Source organism: Nocardioides furvisabuli (genome assembly GCF_021083185.1).
In the GTDB taxonomy this organism is placed as follows: Bacteria; Actinomycetota; Actinomycetes; order Propionibacteriales; family Nocardioidaceae; genus Nocardioides; species Nocardioides furvisabuli.
Window position 1 is genome coordinate 492,606 of sequence record NZ_JAIGQB010000002.1, and the last position, 17,270, is coordinate 509,875.

At 72.0% G+C, this 17,270-nt stretch carries 21 protein-coding genes and 2 tRNA genes; 10 read left to right on the forward strand and 13 right to left on the reverse strand.

Translation table 11 applies throughout. The features are described 5' to 3' along the window. The first annotated feature begins 2 nt into the window (after positions 1-2). The 3 genes from K4G59_RS05545 (at position 3) to K4G59_RS20395 (ending at position 3,292) form a co-directional block, all read left to right on the forward strand. Positions 3-1,796: a calcium-binding protein gene (locus tag K4G59_RS05545; protein ID WP_231249905.1), complete on the forward strand. Its 1,794-nt coding sequence runs from the start codon at positions 3-5 to the stop codon at positions 1,794-1,796. A 127-nt stretch (positions 1,797-1,923) separates the two neighbouring features. After that, positions 1,924-1,996: transfer RNA gene (locus K4G59_RS05550), tRNA-Lys, on the forward strand. A 120-nt stretch (positions 1,997-2,116) separates the two neighbouring features. Beyond that, positions 2,117-3,292 (forward strand): glycoside hydrolase family 16 protein, encoded by a 1,176-nt coding sequence (locus tag K4G59_RS20395; RefSeq protein ID WP_231249906.1) that lies wholly within the window; start codon positions 2,117-2,119, stop codon positions 3,290-3,292. Between the two features lie 120 nt (positions 3,293-3,412). On the opposite strand, the gene K4G59_RS05560 is transcribed toward K4G59_RS20395, so the two are convergent. From K4G59_RS05560 to K4G59_RS05600, 9 genes are all read right to left on the reverse strand, one after another. Further along, the gene (locus K4G59_RS05560; protein ID WP_231249908.1) at positions 3,413-3,556 is read right to left on the reverse strand and encodes a GPGG-motif small membrane protein; all 144 of its coding nucleotides are present in this window, start codon (positions 3,554-3,556) and stop codon (positions 3,413-3,415) included. Between the two features lie 115 nt (positions 3,557-3,671). Then, positions 3,672-4,232, reverse strand: coding sequence for a 1-acyl-sn-glycerol-3-phosphate acyltransferase (locus tag K4G59_RS05565; RefSeq protein WP_231249910.1), 561 nt, complete (start codon positions 4,230-4,232; stop codon positions 3,672-3,674). Next, positions 4,219-5,592, reverse strand: coding sequence for a flavin-containing monooxygenase (locus K4G59_RS05570; RefSeq protein ID WP_231249911.1), 1,374 nt, complete (start codon positions 5,590-5,592; stop codon positions 4,219-4,221). The genes K4G59_RS05565 and K4G59_RS05570 overlap by 14 nt, the downstream gene beginning before the upstream one ends. A 31-nt stretch (positions 5,593-5,623) precedes the next feature. Next, positions 5,624-5,923, reverse strand: coding sequence for a GroES family chaperonin (locus K4G59_RS05575; RefSeq protein WP_207082197.1), 300 nt, complete (start codon positions 5,921-5,923; stop codon positions 5,624-5,626). A 17-nt stretch (positions 5,924-5,940) separates the two neighbouring features. Then, the gene (locus tag K4G59_RS05580; RefSeq protein WP_207082198.1) at positions 5,941-6,189 is read right to left on the reverse strand and encodes a DUF3618 domain-containing protein; all 249 of its coding nucleotides are present in this window, start codon (positions 6,187-6,189) and stop codon (positions 5,941-5,943) included. After that, a complete protein-coding gene (locus K4G59_RS05585) occupies positions 6,186-6,941 on the reverse strand; it encodes an energy-coupling factor ABC transporter ATP-binding protein (RefSeq protein ID WP_231249913.1) in 756 nt (251 codons plus the stop codon). The genes K4G59_RS05580 and K4G59_RS05585 overlap by 4 nt, the downstream gene beginning before the upstream one ends. Continuing rightward, positions 6,938-7,621: a cobalt ECF transporter T component CbiQ gene (gene cbiQ / locus K4G59_RS05590; protein WP_231249915.1), complete on the reverse strand. Its 684-nt coding sequence runs from the start codon at positions 7,619-7,621 to the stop codon at positions 6,938-6,940. Before cbiQ ends, K4G59_RS05585 begins: the two co-directional genes overlap by 4 nt. Further along, entirely contained in the window at positions 7,621-7,953 is a 333-nt protein-coding gene (locus K4G59_RS05595; protein WP_231249917.1) for a PDGLE domain-containing protein, read from the reverse strand. Before K4G59_RS05595 ends, cbiQ begins: the two co-directional genes overlap by 1 nt. Continuing rightward, positions 7,950-8,639, reverse strand: coding sequence for an energy-coupling factor ABC transporter permease (locus K4G59_RS05600; protein ID WP_231249919.1), 690 nt, complete (start codon positions 8,637-8,639; stop codon positions 7,950-7,952). Before K4G59_RS05600 ends, K4G59_RS05595 begins: the two co-directional genes overlap by 4 nt. 167 nt (positions 8,640-8,806) lie before the next feature. Between K4G59_RS05600 and bcp the strand changes: the two genes are divergently transcribed. From bcp to K4G59_RS05615, 3 genes are all read left to right on the forward strand, one after another. After that, entirely contained in the window at positions 8,807-9,277 is a 471-nt protein-coding gene (gene bcp, locus K4G59_RS05605) for a thioredoxin-dependent thiol peroxidase (RefSeq protein WP_231249921.1), read from the forward strand. Positions 9,278-9,287: 10 nt separating this feature from the next. Beyond that, a tRNA-Leu gene (locus tag K4G59_RS05610) sits at positions 9,288-9,363 on the forward strand. A 54-nt stretch (positions 9,364-9,417) separates the two neighbouring features. Beyond that, positions 9,418-10,290, forward strand: coding sequence for a bile acid:sodium symporter family protein (locus K4G59_RS05615; RefSeq protein WP_231249922.1), 873 nt, complete (start codon positions 9,418-9,420; stop codon positions 10,288-10,290). Here K4G59_RS05615 and rdgB read toward each other — a convergent pair. Next, positions 10,282-10,896, reverse strand: coding sequence for an RdgB/HAM1 family non-canonical purine NTP pyrophosphatase (gene rdgB, locus K4G59_RS05620; RefSeq protein WP_231249923.1), 615 nt, complete (start codon positions 10,894-10,896; stop codon positions 10,282-10,284). The genes K4G59_RS05615 and rdgB overlap by 9 nt on opposite strands. Continuing rightward, a complete protein-coding gene (gene rph / locus K4G59_RS05625; protein ID WP_231249924.1) occupies positions 10,893-11,633 on the reverse strand; it encodes a ribonuclease PH in 741 nt (246 codons plus the stop codon). The genes rdgB and rph overlap by 4 nt, the downstream gene beginning before the upstream one ends. 232 nt (positions 11,634-11,865) lie before the next feature. Here rph and K4G59_RS05630 point away from each other — a divergent pair, with 232 nt between their 5' ends. Beyond that, positions 11,866-13,035, forward strand: coding sequence for a sensor histidine kinase (locus K4G59_RS05630; protein ID WP_231249926.1), 1,170 nt, complete (start codon positions 11,866-11,868; stop codon positions 13,033-13,035). Continuing rightward, on the forward strand, positions 13,032-13,682 hold the full coding sequence (locus tag K4G59_RS05635) for a response regulator (RefSeq protein ID WP_231249928.1): 651 nt from the start codon (positions 13,032-13,034) through the stop codon (positions 13,680-13,682). Before K4G59_RS05630 ends, K4G59_RS05635 begins: the two co-directional genes overlap by 4 nt. 1 nt (position 13,683) lies before the next feature. Here the strand turns inward: K4G59_RS05635 and K4G59_RS05640 are convergent, their stop codons facing one another. Both K4G59_RS05640 and murI read right to left on the reverse strand, forming a co-directional pair. Further along, the gene (locus K4G59_RS05640) at positions 13,684-14,454 is read right to left on the reverse strand and encodes an MBL fold metallo-hydrolase (protein WP_231249929.1); all 771 of its coding nucleotides are present in this window, start codon (positions 14,452-14,454) and stop codon (positions 13,684-13,686) included. Then, positions 14,451-15,263, reverse strand: a complete 813-nt coding sequence (gene murI, locus K4G59_RS05645; protein ID WP_231250132.1) for a glutamate racemase — start codon at positions 15,261-15,263, stop codon at positions 14,451-14,453. The genes K4G59_RS05640 and murI overlap by 4 nt, the downstream gene beginning before the upstream one ends. 103 nt (positions 15,264-15,366) lie before the next feature. Here murI and K4G59_RS05650 point away from each other — a divergent pair, with 103 nt between their 5' ends. Together K4G59_RS05650 and K4G59_RS05655 are read left to right on the forward strand one after the other, a co-directional pair. Further along, entirely contained in the window at positions 15,367-16,413 is a 1,047-nt protein-coding gene (locus K4G59_RS05650; protein WP_231249931.1) for an alkaline phosphatase family protein, read from the forward strand. 14 nt (positions 16,414-16,427) lie between these two features. After that, positions 16,428-17,270 carry a DUF3152 domain-containing protein gene (locus K4G59_RS05655; RefSeq protein ID WP_231249933.1) on the forward strand — a complete coding sequence of 281 codons (843 nt, stop codon included), beginning with the start codon at positions 16,428-16,430 and terminating at the stop codon, positions 17,268-17,270.

Here is a 17,270-nt window from a genome sequence, read left to right on the forward strand (position 1 = left end):
CCATGCCCCGTCGCTCGATCCTGGAGCGCCGTCGTCGCTCGACGCTCCTCAGCATCGCGACCATCTGCGCCCTCTCCCTCCCCACTGCCGCGATCGTCGCGGCGTCACCCTCCGCAGCCGAGGAGGACAAGTTCGCAGGCGGCAAGCAGGTCTCTCCCGAGTCGGTCGCGGGCGACGGCCGCGTCGCCCAGGGCTCGGGCGACGTGGCCCTCACCGACGGCGTCGGGGCCACGTGGTTCATCAACACCAACATCACCTTCAGCACGACCAGCAGTGCCAGCGGTGCCGCGTCCGATGCCACCTTCACGGACCCGGTCGTCGCCTCGACGGCGAGCGGCGGCACGACGAGCACGACCCTCAGCGACGCGTTCGACGGCTACAACGCGCTGTCGACCTTCGTCGGCACGCTGCCCCCGTCGCCCGAGACCGTCCGGACGTCCTCGGCGCAGGCGCCCGCCGAAGCGCTGCGCTACAACCAGCTCGGGGCCGAGCCGACGACGAGCTGCGACGGGCGTGCACTGGTCTACCCCGACCAGGCCAACGGTGCACTCACGGTCTCCCGCAAGGTCTTCGTGCCCTCGGACGCCGGCTACGCCCGCTGGACCAACACGGTGACCAACACCTCCGACACGGCCACCACGGCCACGCTCTACGTCGACAACAACCTCGGCTCCGACAGCAACACCCGCATCTTCGACAGCTCGGGCGGGGACACCGCCGTCGACACCTCCGACAGCTGGGTCGGCACGTTCCAGAACTGGTCCGGCACCACCTCGGGCGACCCCCGCATCGGCCACGTGCTGCAGGGCGACGGCGCAGCCCCCACCCTCCTCGAGTCGAGCTTCACCGACGGCGACGACAACCCGTTCTGGACCTACCAGGTCGAGCTCGCGCCGGGACAGACGCGGTCGATCCTCAACTACACGGTGCTCCGGCCCACCCAGGCGGCGGCCGCAGCCGCCGCCTCGGCCATCGCCGCGAACGCCCCCCAGGCCTGCATGAGCCAGGACGAGGCCAACGCGGTCTCCAACTTCAAGGGTCTCGGCACCAAGCCGACCCTGGTGCTGCCGGCGGCGCTCACCCGGCAGGCGACCGGGCCCGACGGTGCCACCGTGACCTACTCCGCATCGGCGAAGGACGGCAACAACCAGCCGCTCACGCCGACGTGCACCCCTGCCTCCGGCACGGTGTTCAAGGTCGGCACCACGACCGTCACCTGCACCGCGACCGACGCGCAGGGACGCACCAGCACCGGCACGTTCGACGTGACCGTGACGCCCCTCGCACCGAGCGGGTCGTGCGACGGTGAGGCCGTCACCATCGTGGCGAAGCCCGGTTTTCCCACCACCGGCACCGAGGGCAGGGACGTGATCCTCGGGACCACCGGTGCCGACACCATCAGGTCCCTCGGCGGGGACGACCTCGTCTGCGGCCTCGGCGGCGACGACGTGATCAAGGGTGGCGCGGGCGACGACAGGATCCTCGCCGGCGCCGGCGCCGACAAGGTCGTCGGCGGTCGGGGCGACGACACCGTCCTGGGACGCTCCGGCGATGACACCGTCAAGGGCGGCGCTGGCGACGACGTCATCAAGGGCCGCACCGGCGATGACACCATCAAGGGCGGCGGTGGCGACGACCGCATCGTCGGGGGTGCTGGTGACGACACCGCTCGCGGCGGAGCGGGCAACGACCGCATCCGGGGCAACCGCGGTGACGACGTGCTCACCGGTGGTCCCGGCAAGAACAACGTCAAGGGCGGTCGCGGCCGCGACCGGGTCGACGGCAAGGTCGGCTGAACCCGACCGGGCGGCGGCGCCCACGATCGGCCGTGTCGGCAGGTCGTGGGCGTCGCCACCCGGCTGACGCTCCGCCGATTTTCGCTCCACGGTGCGCGCTGATAGTGTTTCTCCTGCTTCACCGCACGCGCCATTAGCTCAATTGGCAGAGCAGCTGACTCTTAATCAGCGGGTTCGGGGTTCGAGTCCCTGATGGCGTACGACGAACGGCCAGCCTCCGGGCTGGCCGTTCTGCTTTCCCGCACCGTTCCCCGGCGCCGCGCCTGCTCGCCGGTCTACCCTCGCGGGACCGCCCCCCCGTCTCGAGAAGAGGTACCCCCGTGGCGTTCCCGCTGGCCCCCCTCCTGGCCGCACTCGCCTGCACTGCGGCGATGCTCGCACCCGCCACGCCGCTCGCCGCCTCGGCCGCTCCCGCTGCCGAGACTCCTGCTGCGGCGCCCGCCGCACGGGTGGGATCCGGTGCGCTCGACCTTCGGCCCACCATCGCGCAGCCCGGGACGCGGCCGACGACGTCGCGCAGCAGCACCCAGGCGCTGGCGACGTTCTCGGGCACGAGCACCGGGCAGGTCGTCGTGCTGCAGCGTGACACCGGCACCGCGTGGGAGACCGTCTCGCGCGGGCGCCAGCACCCGAGCGGCTCGACGATCTTCACCCTCCCCGACACCACGAGCGTGTACCGCGCCGTTGCCCTGACCGGTTCGGGCGCGGCCGCCGCCGTCACCGACTCGGTGCGGGCACGCGCCTTCACGACGATCTTCCGCGACGAGTTCTCCGGCAACAAGGTCGACTTCTCCCGCTGGTCGGACCAGAAGACACTGGCACCGGCCTACATGCGCATGTGCTCGCGCCTGTCGCCGCGGGCCAGGACGGTCGGTGGCGGCGTGCTGCGGATGGGCGTGGCGCGCGACGCCGCCCGCGCCGGGCGCACGTGCCGCTGGAAGCTCAACGGCCAGTCGGGCTCGGCCCCCTACATGCTCAACACCCAGCTCTACACGGGCGGGAAGTTCGACTTCACCTACGGCTACGCCGCCGCCCGGATGAAGATGCACCTCGACAAGGGCATGCACGCCTCGTTCTGGATGCAGCCCGCGAACTGGTACACGCCCGGCCAGCCCGCCAAGGGCACCGAGATCGATGTCGTGGAGTTCTTCGGACGCACCAAGCGGGACTCCACCATCGCCTCGTTCCTCCACTGGTACGACGGCGACAACGTGCACCGCAAGAAGGGCGGCAAGTTCCCCTACGCCAACACCCTCCGCGAGCGCGCGCGGACGTGGTCCGAGGCCTATCACGTGTTCAGCGTCGAGTGGTCCGCTGACGCCATCGTCTTCCGGGTCGACGGCCGGGAGTACTACCGCGAGACCGACGTCGTGTCCCGGGCGCCGGAGTACCTGCTGCTGTCGATGCTGACTTCGGACTACGAGCTGGAGAAGCTGACCCGACGCACGATGCGCCAGACCGCGAAGGTGGACTGGGTACGGGTGTGGTCCCGGTGACGCCCCGCCTCCTCCGACGGAGGAAGCGGGGGGACGAGGCGCCCGCGTGAGGGCTCCGGACGCACGAAGGGAGCCGGCCCGTGACGGACCGACTCCCTGCGTTGATTCCCGGACGGGGGCCTACGTGAAGATGCTGACCCCACCGGGGCCGACCAGCAGGCCGACGATGATGAGGACGATTCCCCACAGCATCTGACCCCGGATGAGCGAGACGATGCCGGACACCACGAGGATGACGGCGAGGATCCACAGCAGCAAAGCCATGTCATGCTCCCTTCGTTTGGGACTTTCAACCTAGCCATCTCCGGCTCTCGCCGAAAGCCACCCACACCCTTTCGGATAGCGGACACACCTGCGAGGCGAGCGTGACCCGGCGGCCTCAGCCCTCCTCACGCAGCAACGGCGGGGTGAAGTTCTCCGGCCGGAAGCCGGTCTTGTCGGCGTAGAAGTCGCGGACGAGGTCCATGTCGGCGGCGACGTCGCCCGTGGGGTGGAAGGTGGGACCCCAGCCGACGGTGCGCGAGGGCGTGTCGATGAAGGCCAGCGTGATCGGCAGCCCGGTCTGCTGGGCGATCCGGTAGAAGCCGGACTTCCAGTGCGTGCCGCGCGAGCGGGTGCCCTCGGCGGCGATGCCGATCAGCCACGGGTCGTCGCCCTCGGACTCGGCCAGCAGGTCCTTGATCGTGGCGGCCGGGTTCTTGCGGTCCAGCTCGACGGCACCGGTGCGGCGCAGCAGCCAGCCCAGGGGGCCGACGAAGAGCTCCTTCTTGACCAGCAGCCGGATCGTGATGCCGTAGCGCCAGGCCAGGAGCATCGTCAGGACCCAGTCCCAGTTGGAGGTGTGCGGTGCGCCCACCAGCACGCCGCGCTGGGGCACGTCGCCGACGGCCTCCCAGCGCACGGCGCGCAGCGCGAGGCCGGCGATCCTACGACGAAGCACGGGCACGTCCTTTCTTGCGCTCGCGCGCGAGGTCCCACAGGTAGTGGTCGAAGTCGACTTCCATCGTGTGGCGCGGGGAGTCGTAGAACTGGCGGGTGTCGCGCCGGTGCTCGGCCGCCATCTGGCGGCGTACGGCGCCGGCGGACGGCGGCACGTAGTCGCCGCGCAGCGTCTCGGCGATCCACGCTGCCTGGGCATCGGCCAGGGGCATCACCGCACCGAGCGGCTGGAGCAGGCCGAGGAAGTAGAGGCCCGGCAGGTCCGGGTGCACGGTGCGTTTCCACAGCGGCAGGTCGTTGTCCTGCGCCGAGACCAGCGCCGGGTCGAGGAACGGGAAGGTGACGCGGTAGCCGGTGGCCCACACGACGAGGTCCGCCGGCGCGCTCGTCTGGTCGACGAAGACGACCCGGTCATTGTCGAGGCGCTCGATCGCCGGGCGTGCGGTCACCGCGCCCGCGGCGAGGCGCTCGCGGATCCGCTCCGACTGCACCGGGTGGGACTGGCCGGGCGTGTGCTGCGGCCGCGGCAGGCCGTACTCCTCCATGCTGCCGCCGGCCACGGTCGCACCGATGCGCAGCCGCAGCGCGGTCACCCACCACGGCACCCAGCCGGGCGGCAGCAGGCCCTGGTCGCTGGGCTTGCCGAGGAACCACTTGCCCAGCACCCATTCCGTACGCCGCACCGACCACGTCGTCGTACGCGCGCGGAAGGACGCCTCGACGGCGATGTCCATCGCGGAGTTGCCGGCCCCGACCACGACGACGTCGCGGCCGTCGAGCTGGTCACCGGAGCGGTAGTCGTGGGCGTGGATCTGCTCGCCGTCGAAGGTGCCCGGATAGGCGGGCTCGGGCCACCGCGCGTCCCAGTGGTGGCCGTTGGCGACCAGCACGGCGTCGTAGGTGCGGGTCGCGGTGCCCTCCGGCCCGCTGGTGCGTACGTCCCAGCGTCCGTCCGGGGTCCGTGAGACGTCCTCGACGGTCGTGTCGAAGGTGATCGTGTGGCGGAAGCCGAAGTGGTCGACGTACTGCTCGAAGTAGGCGCGCACCTGGTCGTGGCGCGCGTAGGCCGGGTAGTCGGCTGGCATCGGGAAGTCGGAGTAGGCCATCCGCGCGCACGAGGTGTTGATCTCGAGGGTGTCGTAGCAGGCCGACTGGCCGTTGGAGTTGTCGAGCACCCACGTGCCGCCGATGTCACTGCCCATCTCGAAGCAGTCGAAGGGTACGCCGGCCTGGTGCAGGTGCTTGGCGGCCGCGATCCCCGAGGAGCCGGCCCCGATGACGCAGGCGCGGGGCAGCGACTCGTCGGCCGGCACGGGACCGTTGGCCGGAGCCCGGTGCGACTGCTTGACGAGGTATCCCATCAACCCTCCTGGGTGACGATCGACGGAGCCGTCAGAGGTAGAGCCCGGTCGAGCCGGCCTCGAGGCGCTCGGCGGCGACCGCGTGGACGTCGCGCTCGCGCATGACGACGTAGACCTCGCCCTGCACCTCGACCTCGGCCTTGTCCTCGGGGTCGAAGAGCACCCGGTCGCCAACCTCGACGGCACGGGCGTGCGGTCCGACCGCGATCACCCGCGACCAGGCCAGCCGCCGCGCACCCATCGCCGCGGTCGCGGGGATGACGATGCCGCCGGACGAGCGCCGCTCGCCCGCCTCCTGGTCGACCTCGACCAGCAGGCGGTCGTGCAGCATCTTGATCGGGGCGGTGCTCAGCGGGCGACCTTGCGGACGACGGCGAGCAGGACGACGACGCCGACGACGGCACCGGCGACCTTGAGGATGTTGTCGGTGCGCGGGGCGCCGGAGTCGAGCTCGACGAAGTGCGACTTCACCGTGGTCACCTGGCGTCCGACGATCGTCTTGGGGTGGGCGCGGTGGGCGAGCTGGTCGATGGTCGAGGCGAGGCGCTGGCGCGTCTCCTCGATCTCGCGCTCGAGCGCGCGCATGTCCTGGGTCACGCGGGCAGGCTATCAATGCGGCGCGGGTCGAAGCCCCACGGCAGCTCGAGCCGGTGCGCGCCCATCAGCTCGTCGTCGGTCAGCACCTCGAGCGTGGGGCGGTCCGCCACCACCACTCCCCGGCTCAACACCACGCTGCGCGGGCACAGCTCGAGGGCGTAGGGGAGGTCGTGGGTGACCATCAGCACCGTCACGTCGAGGCTGCGCAGGATGTCGGCGAGCTCCCGCCGCGAGGCGGGGTCGAGGTTGGACGACGGCTCGTCGAGCACGAGGATCTCGGGCTCCATCGCGAGCACGGTGGCGACCGCGACCCGGCGACGCTGGCCGTAGGACAGGTGGTGGGGCGGGCGGTCGACGAAGTCGGCCATGCCGACCCGGTCCAGCGCCTCCATCACCCGGCGCTCGAGCGCCGCGCCCTTGAGGCCGAGGTTGGCCGGCCCGAAGGCGACGTCCTGGCGGACGGTGCCGAGGAACAGCTGGTCGTCGGGGTCCTGGAAGACGATGCCGACCCGGCGCCGGATCTCCTTCAGGTGCTCCTTCGCGACCGGCAGACCACTGACCGCGACCGTGCCGCGACCGGCGGTGAGGATCCCGTTGAGGTGCAGGACCAGGGTGGTCTTGCCGGCGCCGTTGGGCCCGAGCAGGGCCACCCGCTCGCCGCGGTGGACGTGGAGGTCGACGCCGAAGAGGGCCTGGTGGCCGTCGGGGTAGGCGAAGGCGAGGTCCTGGACCTCGAGCACGGGGACGCTCATCGCGCCTTTCCCGCCTGCGGGAGGGAGCCGTCGTACCCCCGCGAGAGCATCGCGAGGTGCACCCGCTCACCGCGCTCGTAGGAGCGGATGAACAGCGCCCCCAACGATCGGGCCAGCACGGGCCAGTGCCGCGGCGAGCGCGGGTCGCACCCGCGCGAGCGCAGTGCGGTCATCATCCGGCCGAGCTCGGCGGTGACCACGTCGAGGTAGCGGATCATGAAGCCCATGATCTGCACGACGAGGTCGGGCATCCGCAGCCGCTGGAGGCCGCGCAGCAGGTCCTGGGGCTCCGTGGTGGCGGCGAGGGTGAGGGAGGCCAGCACGCCGATGCTGCCCTTGACGAGCAGCGCGATACCGGCGACCAGGCCGGGCTCGGAGACGCTGACGCCGAGGACCTCGGTGCGCGGGCCGTGGGAGATGAAGGGCATCAGCACCGCGAAGATCGCGAAGGGCACCTCGACGACCATCCGCGGCAGCAGGTAGGTCAGCGGCACCCGCGACAGGGCGATCACCCCGAGCAGCACGACCGCCCACAGCGCGAAGACGGCGTACGCCTCGCGCGGGGTCGCGACCACGATGAGCATGAAGCCCAGGAGGGCCAGCACCTTCAGGTGCGCGGGGGCGCGATGGACGGGACTGTGGCCGTGGAAGTGGAGACGGTGCCCGTGCCCGGCGCCCATCAGGCCCTCGAGTCGTGGGTGGCCTCGTGCGTCACGTCGCCGCTGTCGCGGCGCCGGATCAGCCAGAAGAGCCCTGTGCTCAGCAGCAGCATCACCAGGACGCCGACCACGCCGGCGACCCCGCCGCTGAGCCGGGCGTCGTCGATGCCGGTGGTCTGGTAGTCCGCGAGCGGGCTGTCGCTGGTGGCGGAGTCCTCGGCAGAGTCGATGAAGCCGGTCTGCTCGGCGACGTACTCGAGGCCGTCGGGGTGCGAGCTGGCGTAGTAGCTCGCGACGCCGGCGACGAGCAGGCTCACCAGGAGCGCGACGACGAAGAAGCGGCGGCGGCTCACGACGCCACCGCCGCGCGGGTCTCGAGGACGCGCTCGGCCAGGAGCGGGCGGGCGCCGTGGACGAGGTCGGGTCGGGCCGCGACCACGCTGGCGACGACGAGCCCCGTCACCGCGGCCTCCCCGATGCCGATCACGGTGTGCCAGCCCAGCATCGTCGCAGTGAGCGCCGTGAGGTCGACCGGTGCGTTGCCGCCGATCGCGAAGAGCCCGGTGAAGACCAGGGCGGCCACCGGAACGCTCAGCAGCGCACCCGCCGCGGCCGCGGGGGCCACGATCGAGAGACGCGCGGGGAGCACCTTGCGCAGCAGGACGAACACGCCCCAGCCGACCGCGACGGTGACGATGCCGATGAGCGAGATGTTGGTGCCGATGGCGGTGATGCCGCCGTCGGCCATGAGCAGCGCCTGCACGACGAGCACGACCGACAGGCACAGCACCGCCGTCCAGGGCCCGACCAGCACCGCCGCGAGCGCTCCGCCCATCAGGTGCCCGCTCGTTCCGGCACCGACGGGGAAGTTGATCATCTGCGCGGCGAAGACGAAGGTCGCGACCAGGCCCGCCATGGGCGCCGTACGGTCGTCGAGCTCGCGTCGCGCGGCGCGCAGCGACACCGCGACCGCGGCCGCGGCGACCACGCCAGTGGCCAGCGACGTCGGTGCGTCGAGGAATCCGTCGGGTACGTGCATCGGCTTCGTCCGTCCTGGCCGCATCGGCCTGGTGCTTGGATGGTGGCGGCCGGCTCCCCCCGGTGCCGACCGCCTCCACCACCTTATTGCAAGCAGTTCGCAACAGCCAACGGATCGGATTGGTGCGACTTTCCCGCACCCGCCACCGGCACGAGAGAAGGAACGCGATGACCGACCGCCTCGCCCCCGGCGACGCCGCCCCCGACTTCACCCTGACCAGCGACACCGAGGAGGAGGTGAGCCTCTCGGCCCTGCGCGGCAAGAAGGTGATCCTCTACTTCTACCCCGCTGCGATGACCCCGGGCTGCACCAAGCAGGCCTGCGACTTCTCCGAGTCCCTCGACTCGCTGCGCGGCGCCGGCTACGAGGTGCTCGGCGTCTCGAAGGACAAGCCGGCCAAGCTCGCGAAGTTCCGCGAGCGCGACGCCCTCTCCCTCACGCTGCTGTCCGACGAGGACCTCGACGTGCACCGCTCGTACTGCGCCTTCGGCACCAAGAAGCTCTACGGCAAGGAGGTCGAGGGGGTGATCCGCTCGACCTTCGTGATCGACGAGGACGGCACGGTCGAGCTCGCGCAGTACAACGTCAAGGCGACCGGGCACGTCGCCAAGCTGCGCCGGGACCTAGGGTTGGACTGATCACCAGCCGGCGCTCGTAGCCCAACGGCAGAGGCACCACGTTTAGGTCGTGGCCAGTGAGAGTTCGAATCTCTCCGAGCGCACCACTGTTCCATCGCAAGTCCCTCCCGTGTGACCCCCGTCACCACTAGGGTCCGCGCATGGACTCCGCACTGACCACCGTCGGGCTGCCCCTGGCGCTGGCGATCATCATGTTCGGCCTCGGCCTCGACCTGACGGTCGCCGACTTCAGGCGGGTCGGGCGCGCGCCGAAGGCCGTGGCCGTCGCGCTGGCGTGCCAGGTCGTGCTCCTGCCGGTGATCTGCTTCGGCCTGGTGCTGCTCTTCGACCTGCCCGCCCTGCTGGGGATCGGCATGCTGCTCCTCGCGGCGTCGCCGGGCGGCACGACCGCCAACCTCTTCAGCCACCTCTTCCGCGGCGACGTGGCGCTCAACATCACCCTGACCGCGATCAACACGGTGATCGCGGTCGTCACCCTGCCGCTGATCACCGGCCTGGCCATCGCGTTCTACGACCGCCAGGACGACGTGACGATGCCGCTGGTCGAGATCGTGAAGGTCTTCGCCCTCATCCTGCTGCCCGTCGGCATCGGGATGGTGGTCAACAACCGGGCGCCCGACTTCGCGCGCCGCATGGACAAGCCGGTGCGGATCGGCTCGGCGGTGATCCTGGCCGTCCTGGTGCTCGGCATCCTGCTCGACCAGCGCGAGAACGTCGGCGACTACCTCGCCGACGTCGGCCTGATCGCAGCGCTCTTCTGCGCCATCAGCCTCGTGGTGGGTTTCTACGTGCCCAAGGCGTTCGGCGTCACCGGCCCGCAGGCCGTCGCCTCGTCGATGGAGGTGGGCGTCCACAACGCCACCCTCGCGATCTTCGTGGCGGTCGAGGTGCTCGACGAGGTCGAGATCTCGGTGCCGGCCGCGGTCTACTCGCTCGTGATGTTCCTCTTCGCGGCGCTGTGGGGCATGTGGGTCTCGCGGCAGGTGTCCGAGCGGGAGACCGCGTCAGCCTGAGGTGAGGTCCGCGGCGACCTGCGGGGCGAGCTCGCGCAACGCCCGCCCGCGGTGGGAGATGAGGTCCTTCTCGCCGGGCTCGAGCTCGGCCGAGGTCAGCCCCTCGGCGGCGTGCTCGACGGCGACGAAGACGACGTCGTAGCCGAAGCCGCCGCTCCCCCGCACCTCGCGGATGATGTGGCCGTCCATGCGGCCCTCGACCACGCGCTCGCGCCCGTCGGGCAGCACCCACGCGACCGCACAGGCGAAGTGGGCGCCGCGGCGCTCGTCAGGTACGTCGTGGAGCTGGGCGAGCAGGAGCTCGTTGTTCCGCTCGTCGCTCTTCGGGGGCCCCGACCACCGCGCCGACAGCACGCCGGGCATCCCGTTGAGGGCGTCGACGCACAGGCCGCTGTCGTCGGCGATCGAGGGCAGCCCGGTCGCGGCGACGCCGGCGCGGGCCTTGAGCAGCGCGTTGCCCTCGAAGGTCGGCTCGTCCTCGACCGGCTCGACGTAGCCGTCGACGTCGCCGATGCCGAGCACCTCGATGTCGGGGACGTGCTCGGCCAGGATGCGCTGCATCTCGAGGATCTTCTTCGCATTGGCCGAGGCCAGGAAGACCTTCATCGGGCGAGAGCCTCCTGCTGCATGCGGGTGAGGTCGGCGCAGCCCTTCTCGGCCAGCGCGAGCAGGGCGTCGAGCTCGGCGCGGTCGAAGGCGGCGCCCTCGGCGGTGCCCTGCACCTCGACGAACTTCCCCTCGCCGGTCATCACGACGTTCATGTCGGTCTCGGCGCGCACGTCCTCGACGTAGGGGAGGTCGAGGCGCGGCACGCCGTCGATGATCCCGACGCTGACCGCGGCGACCGAGCCCGTGAGCGGCTCGCCGGTCAGCGCGCCGTTGTCCCGCAGGTGCGCGACCGCATCCGCCAGGGCGACGTACGCCCCGGTGATGGCGGCGGTGCGGGTGCCGCCGTCGGCCTGGAGGACGTCGCAGTCGAGGACGATCGTGTTCTCCCCGAGCGCCTCGTAGTCGATGACCGCGCGCAGCGAGCGCCCGATCAGGCGCGAGATCTCGTGGGTGCGTCCGCCGATGCGGCCCTTGACCGACTCGCGGTCGGAGCGGGTGTTGGTGGCGGCGGGGAGCATCGCGTACTCCGCGGTGACCCAGCCCAGGCCCGAGCCCTTGCGCCAGCGCGGCACGCCCTCGGACGCCGACGCCGCGCACAGCACCTTCGTGCCGCCGAACTCGACCAGGACCGAGCCGGCGGCGTGGTCGAGCCAGTGGCGGGTGATGGTGATCGGGCGGAGCTCGTCGTCGGACCGGCCGTCGGCGCGGGGCGCGGGGCTCGCAGCAGAAGTCATGGCACGAGGGTAGAGGGCTGACGGAGCCGGGTCCGGTCACCCCCGTGTGCCACCGGACCCGGCTCGACGTCCCTCCCCTGCGGTCCCGCCCACGGTGCGCGGTCCCGCGCCGCGCGGCTCCCCCGCGCGGTGGTGTCCCAAGCGTGCGGCGCGTCGGCGCCCCGGCGCATCGACCCTGAGGCCCCTCACGACCCCGACCAAAGGAGGAGTCGCGGTGACTACGCTGTGCGCCGTGGAGCCCCGTCCCAGCCTCGCCGAGACGCAGCCCGAGCTCACGCGGGCCGGGCACGCGTGGCGCTACGCGCTGTGCGTGGCGATCTCGGTCGCGGTGTGGCAGTCGGTCGCGGCGATCGAGTGGCGCGAGCAGCGGATGCTGTTCGCCGCCGAGCTCGTGCTGGGTGCGTGTGCCTACGTCCTGGTCCACTTCCGCCGTCGGGCCCCCGTCCCGATCGCGCTGGCGATCGCGGCGATGAGCGCGCTCTCCGGCGTGGCCGCAGGTCCGGCGACGCTGGCGGCGGTCTCGGTCGCCACCCGCCGCGACCCCCGCCAGGTCATCGTCGTCGGCGCCGCGAACCTGGCGGCCGCGCAGACCTACACGTCCGTCGCCCCCTTCGACGACAACGACCCGGTGATCACCACGCTGGTCAACATCGCGGTCAACGCCGGGATGATGGGCTGGGGCCTCTACATCGGCTCGCGCCGCGAGATCATCTGGAACCTGCGCACCCGCGCCGAGCGGGCCGAGCGCGAGCAGGAGCTGCGGGTGTCGCAGGCGCGCACCACCGAGCGGACGCGCATCGCCCGCGAGATGCACGACGTGCTGGCCCACCGCATCACCCTGGTCTCGATGCAGGCCGGCGCACTGGCCTTCCGCGACGACCTCGACGGCGACCGGCTGCGCGACGGGCTCGCCCAGATCCAGGACCAGGCCAACGACGCCCTCCACGAGCTGCGTGACGTCCTCGGGGTGCTGCGCGAGGACGACCCCGGGACTCCCACCGCCCGCCCGCAGCCGACGTACGCCGACATCGCCGCGCTCGTCGACGAGGCGCGGTCGCTCGGCCTCGACGTCGACTTCGCCGACGACCTGGACCCCACGACGCCGGTGCCCGCCGCGACCGGCCGCACGGTCTACCGCATCGTGCAGGAGGGCCTCACCAACGTCCGCAAGCACGCGCCCGGATCCGCGGTCGCGATCCGCTCGTCGGGCGACCCGCGGTCGGGCATCACGGTGACGTTGGCCAACCCGCTCGCCGAGCGGCACCGCCCCACCGGCGCCCCGGGGGCCGGACTGGGGCTCGTCGGGCTGCGCGAGCGCACCGAGCTGCGCGGCGGACGGTTGGACCAGCGCGCCGAGGAGTCCGCCTTCGTGCTGGAGGCATGGCTACCGTGGTCGGCGTGATCCGCGTCCTGCTCGTCGACGACGACCCGCTCGTGCGTTCCGCGCTGTCGCTGATGCTCGGCGGCCAGTCCGACATCGAGGTGGTGGGCGAGGCCCCGCACGGGGAGGCGGGCCTCGTGCTCGTGGGCGAGCTCGAGCCCGACGTGGTCCTGATGGACATCAGGATGCCGGTCATGGACGGCCTCGAGGCGACGAAGGCGCTCCACGAGCGGCCCTCCCCACCGTCCGTGGTGGTGCTGACCACCTTCGACGCCGACGACCACGTCGTCCGCGCGATCGCTGCCGGCGCCGACGGCTTCCTGCTGAAGGACACCCCGCCCGGCGACATCGTCAGCGCCATCCGCACCGTCGCCGCCGGCGACGCGATGCTCTCCCCCTCGGCCACGCGCAGCCTCGTCTCACGGCTGCGGGGCATGACCGCCAACCACCGCGTCACCCAGGCCGCCGACCGGCTGACCGTGCTCACCGAGCGCGAGCTCGAGGTCGCGGTCTGCGTGGGCCGCGGGCTCAGCAACTCCGAGATCGCCTCGGAGCTCTACCTCTCGATCCCGACGGTCAAGTCGCACGTGTCGCGACTGCTGACCAAGCTCGGCAGCACGAACCGGGTCCAGGTGGCCATGGTGGTGCACGACGCGGGACTGGTCTGACTCAGACCTCGTACGTCGCGCCGGCGCGTGCGAGCTCGACCGGACCCGACCACTCGGACCGGGCCTCGGCCTCCGCGTCGGCCGGGTCGTGCCACGGCGGGACGTGGGTCAGCACGAGGCGCTCCACGCCCGCGCGCGCGGCCGTACGTCCGCAGTCGGCGCCGGTCATGTGCAGGTCGGGCGGGTTGTCGTCCACACTGCGGAAGGAGGCCTCGGCCAGCAGCAGGTGCGCCCCTGCCGCCGCCTCGTCGAGCGCCGCGCACGGGCCGGTGTCGCCGGAGTAGACGAGGGTGCGGCCACCGGCGCTGACGGTGAGCGCGAAGGCGGCGACGGGGTGGACCACCTCGCGCGCCTCGACGCGGAAGGGACCGAGGTCGACCGGCCCGTCGTGCTCGGTGAAGGCGAACTCCTCGGTCATTCCGGGCTCCAGCGGCAGGTCGTAGGCGCGTGCCATCCGCTCCGCCGTGCCGGCCGGGCCCCAGACCGGGATCCGCGGCTGCGGCCCGGTGGGGTGGTACTTGCGCATCACGTAGTAGCCGCAGAGGTCCAGGCAGTGGTCGGCGTGCAGGTGGCTGAGGAAGACCGCGTCGATGCCGAGCGGGTCGGCGTAGCGGTGCAGCTGGCCCAGCGCGCCGTTGCCGAGGTCGAGCAGGATCCGCCACGTGCGGGTCTCCCCCGACGCGTCCGTGTGCTCGGCCTCGACGAGGTAGCAGCTGGCGGGCGACTCGGGTCCGGGGTAGGAACCGGAGCAGCCGACGACGGTGAGTCTCATCGCACTCCTCCGGCGAACTGGGTGGCGCTGAGCAGCTCCGAGCCGAGGAAGCGTCGGCCGATGGTGGCGAAGTCCTCGGGGCTGCCGGTGGTCGAGAAGGTGTAGGCCGGCTCTCCTGCCTCGCGCATCAGCCCGGTGCGCGCGAGCATCTTGTAGACGTCCTTCGCGCACTCCTCAGCCGAGCTCACCAGGGTCACCCCGTCGCCCATCACGTAGGAGATGACGCCCGTGAGGAGGGGGTAGTGGGTGCAGCCGAGGATGAGGGTGTCGACGCCCGCAGCCGCGAGCGGGTCGAGGTAGTCGTGGGCGGCGGCGAGCAGCTCCTCGCCGCCGGTGACTCCCTGCTCGACGAAGTCGACGAAGCTCGGGCAGGCCTGGATGTGCAGGTCGAGGTGCGGCGCGGCGGCGAACGCGTCGTCGTACGCCATCGAGCTCGCGGTCGCACGTGTGCAGATGACGCCGACGCGGTCGTTGCGCGTGGCGGCCGCGGCCCGGCGTGCGGCGGGCAGGATCACCTCGACGACCGGCACGTCGTAGCGCTCACGTGCGTCGCGGAGCATGGCGGCGCTCGCGGAGTTGCACGCGATGACCAGCGCCTTGACGCCCTCGGCGTAGAGATGGTCGAGGCACTCGAGGGCGTACTCGCGGACCTCGCCGATCGGCTTCTGGCCGTAGGGCTGGCGGGCGGTGTCGCCGAGGTAGACCACCGACTCGTGCGGGAGCTGGTCGATCACCGAGCGCGCGACCGTCAGACCGCCGAAGCCGGAGTCGAAGATGCCGATCGGGGCGTCGGCGGTCAACCGCGGCATGGGAGTCGGCACAGGCAGCAGGCTAGGCGCTCGCCCCGTCGCCGGTCACGCCGTTGCGGGCGTCGGACCCGTCACACCGCCCTCGCCGGGTTAGGGTCGGCGCGTGACCCTGCGCTCCGTGCTCGCCTCCGTCCTCGCCTGCTCCGCGGTCGGCTTCTGCCTGACCGCAGCACCGGCCCAGGTGCCTGACGGCAGCCCGAGCGCCAGCACCGCGCGCGTCTCCGCCGACGACGCGGTGGAGTCCGTGCTCGCGATCTCCCTCGACGGCCTCAACCCCGAGGCGCTGCGCATCCTCGGGCGCAAGGGCACCCCGCACCTGCACGCCCTGATGGACTCCGGCGCCTCCACGCTCAACGCCCGCACCGAGCACGAGCTCACCATCACGCTGCCCAACCACACCGGGATGGTCACCGGCCGCCGGGTCGAGGCCTCGAGCGGCGGTCACGGCGTGACGTGGAACGACGACCGGCGCCGCCCCGCGACCGTCCAGGCCGCGGCCGGCGAGCGCGTGGAGTCGGTCTTCACCTCGATCCACGAGGCCGGCGGGTCGACCGCGCTGTTCGCCAGCAAGACCAAGTTCTCCCTGTGGAAGCGCAGCTGGCCGCTGAGCATCGACACCACCCGGATCCGGCTCGACAACACCACGTTGACCCGCTCCGTACGGCGTGACCTGCGGCGCCGCGACCGCGCCTTCCGCTTCGTCCACTTCTCGCTGCCCGACCAGGTCGGCCACGCGCGCGGTTTCATGTCCAAGCCCTACCTGCGCGCGGTCAAGAAGGTCGACGCGCTCGTCGGCATCCTCGCCGACACCGTGCACTCCGACGCCGAGCTCGACGGCAGCACGGCGATCATCCTCACCAGCGACCACGGCGGTCTCGGCACCGGCCACTCCGACGCCCGGCGCCTGCCCAACTACCGCATCGCCTTCATGGTCTCCGGCCCCGGCGTGATGCCCGGCACCGACCTCTACGCGCTCAACCCCGACGACCTGCAGGACCCGGGCGCGCGCCGCACGACGTACGACGACGCGCTCCAGCCCGTCCGCAACGGCGACCTCGCCAACCTCGCGCTCGACCTGCTCGACCTGGACGCGGTGCCCGGCAGCGAGCACAACGCGACGCTCGACCTCGACGTCACCCCGGCCGGGTGACCTGGGCTCGGCCCATGATCCGCCCCGCGGCCGGACTGGCCGCCGTTCTCGCGCTCCTGCTGACGGGCACCGGCCCCGCGGATGCGGCCGTCGCGGACGCCCCGCTGCCTGCGCTCGTCGCGGTGGAGGCACCCGAGGCGAACGGCACGCCGCGTGCGGGTCAGGTGCTGCGGGCCTTCCCGGGCCGGTGGCAACCCCGTCGCCAGGAGACCCGCTACCGCTGGCTGCGCGACGGGGAGCGCGTGCGCGGCGCTCGGGAGCGGCGCTACCGCCTGACGGCGCTCGACGTCGGCGCGCGCATGAGCGTCGAGGTGCGGGTGCGGGCCCCTGGGCACGCGTGGACCCCCGCGGTGTCCGCTGCGACGGCACGGGTCGACCATGCCACCCCGGTGCGGCGCCGGGTGACCTTCTCGGTCGCGACACGGGGTCGGATCAGCACCAGCGTGCGGGACTTCGCCCGCCTGGCGCAGGAGACGTACGACGACGCGCGCGGCTGGCGCGCCGGCGGCGTCCAGTTCCGCCGGGTCCGACGCGGGGGCGACTTCACGCTGGTGCTGTCCGAGGCGCGGATGGTGCCGTCGTTCTCCCCCTCGTGCTCGGCCATGTGGTCGTGCCGCGTCGGACGTCACGTCGTCATCAACCAGGACCGCTGGAAGCACGCCTCGCCGGCCTGGAACCGCGCCGGACGCAGCCTGCGCGACTACCGGCACCTGGTGGTCAACCACGAGACGGGCCACTGGCTCGGCCGAGGACACGTGGGTTGCCCCGGATCGGGACCGGCCCCGGTGATGATGCAGCAGTCCAAGGGCACGGGCGCGTGCACGTTCAACCCCTGGCCGCTGCCCTGGGAGCGTTGA